Genomic DNA, 6057 nt, shown 5'->3' with positions numbered 1-6057 from the left:
TCGAAAGATGCCTTAAAACCGTTCCAATTACCAAAAAATCAATCATTGGACTTGCGACCTAAATGAGTAACCCTAAAGCGTTTATTATCAATACATCTTTTTATAACTTGTGATCTTCAAAAGATAAACACCATGAAAAAGCTTATTCTTTCGACTTTATTATTGTTCCCTTTGCTCGCATTTGCTCAAGTGGATTTTGGAGTAAAAGGGGGAGGTAATTTCTCTAAACTTACCGATGACTTAAATTCAGATTACCGAACAGGTTTTCATTTTGGTCTTTTTGCTGAATTCAAAGTAAAGAAAATTGGCATACAGCCGGAGGTGCTGTATTTGACAGGTGGAGGTGAAAGCAAGCAAGGGATTTTCAATGGAGACCTTAAGCTAGATTATATCGCAGTTCCTGTTATGTTAAATCTATATGTTACCGATTTTCTAGCCTTTCAATTTGGGCCGCAGTTTATGTACAATAGTACTGCTGAGCTCACTTCCGAAGTTGCAGGTGTTAAATCAACATCAGATGTAAAGGATCAGATCAATGAAAGGCAATGGGCGGCTTCTGGGGGATTGATGTTTAAACTTCCATTAGGTATAAGACTTACAGGTAGATATGTAGCAGGAACCTCTAATGTGACGAATGATGGTAATGTGGAATCAAAATCTGACTTTATTAAGGTATCTTTGGGAAAGAGCTTTTTTTAAACTAATTGATAAGCCTTTCGTTTCTAGCTAATGTCTCACACTGATTTTTACTGGGATAGATATTAAATTATTTTTAATGATACAATTATGAAAAACCTTAAATTTTTTGCGCTTACAAGTGCCCTATTCACTATTATGCTTTTTGGAAATACAACAGTTCAAGCCCAAGATTGGGAATTGACTGGAGCTATTTCTCATGGAAATAAAGCTGAAGCCTTTGGTGTTCATTTACGTCCTACTTATAAGCTATTCGATCGCTTACATGCTGCGCCAAGTGTTACATTCTTTTTTCCATCGGAGCCGACTACTTTTTTGAGAAGAAATGTGACTAGCTGGAATGTAGATGCACTTTATGTAATGAAATCAGAGGATTCTTTATTTGAGCCTTATGTTATAGGCGGCCTTAATTTCACCAGACAAAAGCTCACTTTTGATAATAATGGAGCGGATGAAACAAGTAAGCGTACAAGAAGAGGTGTAAATATAGGTGGTGGAGCAAATCTTAGATTATTGAAGAGATTCGCGCCATTTGCAGAAGCTCGCTATACTATTGGCGGTTATAGCCAATTTGAGATTATGGCGGGTATTAAAATTTAAGGCTAGTCAAATTTTAAAAATTTTATAAAGGCCGGATTTATCCGGCTTTTTGTTTTTCGCCAATCTTGGTGAGTGCATCTCGTAATTGAACTGCTTTAACTGTTGTTTTGGTGGTTGTGCGGGAGGTTGATTTGTGCAATTCCATTATCCCGTGGTCGAAACTCTTGCCTATGGATATATCGCTCTCTTGGCATTAGAAATCATTTTCTTTCACTAATAGGTAGAGTTTGTCGATGATAAAATATTGATTTTTTTAACGCTATAAGTTTGCTATGGGTAATTTTTCAGATTAAAAATAGTGATTTTATATGCAAATTTCATTTTGTGTCTTATTTAGGCAAATTAATACTTAGATAATGGTTAGGTATATATTTGGAAATATTATGTAATATTTTTTAACAATATAGTAATGTTATTTTTTAACATTAGTAAGGTGACATTCGGAACTTTGTTTTCGAAAAACAACCCTACCAATGAAGAACTTCTCAATAAGTCTATTACTAATTCTCTTTTCGTTTTGTGTTGACGCAACAGATATAATTGGGAAGGTATCTGATAGTAACAACGAACTGCTTGTTGGTGCTTCTATTATTTTGCAACCAACCAATCCTTCAGCCACATCAAAAGGATTTACGGCAATTTCGGGACTTGATGGTTCATTTAGCTTTAGAAATGTTCCTCCCGCCGATTACATATTAACTATAAGCTATATAGGTTTTGCTAATTATAGTGAGCAAATTAAAGTAAGTGATTTTGAAGGGGATGCTCGTCAAATAGTAAAAGACATTACCCTAGCTGATGATACAGAAGTTTTAGACGAAATCATCATTATTGGTGAAAACCGTGGAACAGATACTCAAGCGAGGTCTATTGAACGCAAATCTTCAAACGTAATCAATGTAGTATCCGCTAAACAGATTCAATTATCACCTGATATTACTGTAGCCAACGTAATTCAGCGTGTATCTGGATTATCCATTGAAAGAAATGCAAGTGGCGATCCTCAATATGCGATTGTAAGAGGGATGGATAAGAGATACAACAATACCCTTGTAAACGGTATTAAAATTCCTTCTCCAGATAATGAAAATAGGTATGTGCCGCTAGATATTTTCCCTGCTGTATTCTTAGAGCGATTGGATGTATATAAGTCGCTTACGGCAAATATGGAGGCAGATGCCATTGGTGGAACTGTCAATATGATAATGAAGGATGCTCCTCTTAATGAATTTTTCGATGCTGATTTTCAGATTGGTGTTAATCAGATGAATTTCGAAAGAGGTTTCGATACTTATGACAGAAGTAAACTCAATAAGCTTTCACCTAGGGAATTATTTGGAGATTCATACAATGCCAAACCTGAAGATTTTCCAACAGAAAATATGGTTGAAGATAGGGTTACACCACTTCCCGATATTTTTGCCAATGCTTCTTACGGAAATAGATACCTCAACAGTAAGCTCGGAGTTATGGTTGGTGGTAGTTTTCAAAACTCTTATAGGCCTGTAAGCAATTACTTTTATGATCCCACGGTAGAAGAGCTTTCGTCAGATATTGCTGGCAGCAACTTGCTGAAAATGCAGGAATTGATTGAAAGAGAAACGAGCTCTCAACTCCAAAGAATTGCATTTCACTCCAAATTGGATTATAGATTAAATTCAACGAATAGCCTTAATTTCTATTTCGGAAAATATCTCCTAAATGAATTTCGAGTTAGAGATCAAACAAGAAGAGAAACCTTTGTAAGCACTACCAATTACGCTGTTTATCCGGTTACCAGATTTAGCAATATATTTCAAGATATTACCACATTCGATTTAGGTGGTGAACATCAATTTTCTAGTAAACTAAATTTCGATTGGAATGCCGTCTATTCTATAGCCGAGAACGACCGCCCAGATGATGGCGTATTTTCTAGAGCTGGAACATACAATGTTGAAAGCGAAGCAATCACCGGTGAAATTGTGTACTTCCAAGGCTCTAATAATTCACGTGCATGGGAGCGAAATAAGGATACTGATATTTCGCTTTATTTTAACCTGAGCTACTTACCGAACATTATTAATGAATATACTGAATTTCAAATTGGTGGTGTAGCCCGAAATAAGGTCAGAGACAATTACTATAATTTCTATAACTACGCTCAAATTTTTGGACAGTTTCGTGGTAGAGATTGGAACGATTTCTCGGAGGTTAAATTCTTCGCAATGGCTAATCCTCGTGGCAGCGGAAATAATAGCAATTTGGTTTATGATGCAGCTGAGGATATTTATGCTGCCTATATCAATAGCAAATGGAATTTTAACGGAACAGAAATTCAAGTCGGAGTACGTGCTGAGCAAACTTTTCAAAGCTATGAGATTAACGAGCTATCCGCCTCTTCAAATGACATCGATAGAAGTCAGGAGCAGAGCTACCTAGACTTTTTTCCATCTTTTAGTTTGAAGCATCCATTAAATGATAAGACATTCCTGAAGTCTACCTATTTCAAGGGAATCAGTCGGCCGGGTTTTTATGAAATCGTACCAACAATCAGAAGCAGAGGAGGTGGAGATTCATTCTATAGCGAACGAGGTAATGCGGATTTACTGCCCTCTATTGGACACAGCTTTGATTTAAGATATGAGTATTTTCCCAACTCAATAGATCAAATTCTTTTTGGGGTATTCTACAAGAAAATAATTAATCCTATTGAATATGGTTTCCCAATAGTTTCTGGAGTAGATGAAGAACCCGTTACGAATAGGTTATTGCCACTGAATTATGATAACGCAATTAATTTTGGCCTGGAGGCTGACTACACTAAGTATTTCAACAAGTTTGGTGTAAGGTTTAACTACACATATACTAATTCACAGATAGTAACAGATAAGGTAATTATTCAGAATGATTCAGAAACAGGTTGGAACAGATCTATAATTACTCAAAACAGACCTCTACAAGGCCAGTCTGATCATATTGGTAATCTCAGTCTATTATTCAAGGATCAGAAGAATCTACTTGATGCTCAATTAGTCATCAATTATACAGGCGAAAGAATTGCTTTTGTATCTCCTTTCTATGAGACTGACCATTATATGAAGCCAATGACTCAAATGGATTTTTCAGTAGAGAAGGGCTTTAACAATGGCATTGTGGCCTTTATAAAGGTCAACAACATCCTTAACACTCCTTATGAGCTTTTTATCAAAAAGCCATTAGCCTTCCCTGAAGATCCTTACCCTTATCAGACCGATCCATATAATATGGCAAATGTACGCAGGGATTTATATGGAACAGCATTTAGACTTGGCATGAGATATAACTTAAGTAACTAATCAAATTTTTAATATTAAAATAATGAAAATGAGAAAATTAACAATGCTGTTAGGGATACTCTCAATCCTAACCTTCACGCTGATTTCTTGCGGTGAAGAAGATGTTCGTCCTGATATTATCGACACTGAAGAACCAGAAGATGAAGGAATTGCAGGCGATATGACTGAGATTGAATTCGAGGAAGGAGAGAGCTATGAGGTTGTGGGAGATCTGTTTGTGCCAGAAGGCCAATCAGTAACAATTCCAGCTGGCGTGAAGCTTGAGTTTCAAGAAGGTTCGGCTGGTGAAGCTTGGTTTATTGAAGTATTTGGCTCTTTGTATGTTTTAGGTGAAGAGGGAAATAGAGTTGTTCTAACTGCTTCCGAAGAATTAATCAATTCTGCTAAAAATCAAGGAATAGGGCAGCTTTGGGGTGGTATTATTGGAACCACTACAACAGGCGATTTGGTGATTCAATATGCAGATATTTTACATGCGGGAGGAACCACAAGAAGTGAAAATGCAATGGCTCTCCCTGCAACTGGTGGTGGTGGTGAACTTGATGCTGGAGACGCTAGCTATGCATTATACTTTGTACGTGAAGCAGGCGCTCGTCAGGATGGAATTTTTGTGTTGAATCACTCAAGAATTGCATTCACTCCAGATGATGCAATAAGAATCAATGGTGGTAAAACACTAATGACGTATAATGTATTTGAAGTTACTGGTGGTACGGGTGGTGATGCAGTAAATATCAAAGGTGGTTCAAGTGGCGATTTTGCATTCAACTTGTTTTACAATTTAGCCACAAATGGTCTTAAATCTGCCGATACTGGCCCAGGCGAAAGAGGAAGATTAGAAACTAATTTTTACAATAATACTTTTGTTCAAGCCGGTTTTAGAAGAGCCGAACCAGGTAGAGGCGCAGGGCTCAATTATGAAGCAAACTCTTATGGCGCTTGCTACAATAATTTGATGGTTAACACGCGGTTTGGGTTAAGACTTGTTGCAGGTGAAGATCAGCCAGATGTAAGTAAAATGGAATTTGGTCACAATTGGTATTACGGTGCTGTTCAAACAATTGTAGATGAGTTTTATCCTTCATCAGCAACTTCTTCGGTAGGCCTTATTGGAAACGACCCAAGAACACCAAAGCCATCTACGGATGTGGCAGGCGGTCCAGGTGAAAACGATCCACTATTTGTGAATTTCGATCCTTCTGACTTTGAGTTTAGTGGAAACGAAAACATAGATAGTGATCCGTTAAGACTTGATGTTACACCTATGCCAGCTGGTGCAAACTTTAGACTTAGAAGTAACTCTCCAGCTTTAACTGGTGGTACAACTGATTTTGATTTTGTTCACTCTTCGTACGTAGGTTTGAATGGTCTAACCTTTACACCTCCCGCTCCTCAAGTATTTTTTGGAGCTTACGGGACTAATTAATCCAAACAAACTATGGGG

The 6057-nt window shown here is 37.2% G+C and carries 4 protein-coding genes; all 4 read left to right on the top strand.

What is annotated here, in order from left to right; translation table 11 throughout:
• The first annotated feature begins 132 nt into the window (after nucleotides 1-132).
• The gene (locus ACOXY8_RS16200) at nucleotides 133-699 is read left to right on the top strand and encodes a porin family protein (RefSeq protein WP_458332661.1); all 567 of its coding nucleotides are present in this window, start codon (nucleotides 133-135) and stop codon (nucleotides 697-699) included.
• Nucleotides 700-786: 87 nt separating this feature from the next.
• A complete protein-coding gene (locus ACOXY8_RS16195) occupies nucleotides 787-1296 on the top strand; it encodes a hypothetical protein (RefSeq protein ID WP_458332660.1) in 510 nt (169 codons plus the stop codon).
• A gap of 473 nt (nucleotides 1297-1769) precedes the next feature.
• Entirely contained in the window at nucleotides 1770-4613 is a 2844-nt protein-coding gene (locus ACOXY8_RS16190; RefSeq protein ID WP_458332659.1) for an outer membrane beta-barrel protein, read from the top strand.
• Between the two features lie 28 nt (nucleotides 4614-4641).
• Nucleotides 4642-6039 (top strand): hypothetical protein, encoded by a 1398-nt coding sequence (locus tag ACOXY8_RS16185; RefSeq protein WP_458332658.1) that lies wholly within the window; start codon nucleotides 4642-4644, stop codon nucleotides 6037-6039.
• Nucleotides 6040-6057: the final 18 nt, after the last annotated feature.

The organism is Peijinzhouia sedimentorum (assembly GCF_049340005.1).
Lineage (GTDB): Bacteria > Bacteroidota > Bacteroidia > Cytophagales > Cyclobacteriaceae > CAXBDP01.
This window is presented reverse-complemented; position numbering and strand designations above follow the sequence as displayed.